This is a genomic window from Isoptericola croceus, from assembly GCF_029382255.1.
In the GTDB taxonomy this organism is placed as follows: Bacteria; Actinomycetota; Actinomycetes; order Actinomycetales; family Cellulomonadaceae; genus Isoptericola; species Isoptericola croceus.
This window is the reverse complement of the sequence record NZ_JARLLG010000212.1, coordinates 1-275: the sequence shown is the minus strand read 5'-3', so window position 1 is coordinate 275 and position 275 is coordinate 1. Positions and strand designations below refer to the sequence as shown.

Genomic DNA, 275 nt, shown 5'->3' with positions numbered 1-275 from the left:
CGTAGGATTCAGAGGGGAGGAGGTGTACGAGGTAGATTCGGAGGGAGTCGGGTCTGGGAAGAAGGGTTTTGGAGGATCACGGTACTGGTCCTTGTTGCGGAAGAGGGAGGGGATGGGAGGATCGTTGGAGAGGATGCCTTCGTTCTGCAGATCGCGGATCTTGATGTCCAGCTTCTTGATCTGGCGGTCGAGCAGGATGCACGCCTTCTCGCTGAGCGCGATCTTCTCGTCCTGCAGCTGCTGGCTCTTGTCCAGGTTCTGCAGGATGATCTTGC

The 275-nt window shown here is 57.5% G+C and carries 1 protein-coding gene; it reads right to left on the bottom strand.

What is annotated here, in order from left to right:
- On the bottom strand, nt 1-275 hold a 275-nt coding region (locus PZC42_RS24575), incomplete at both ends, for a hypothetical protein (protein WP_277214110.1).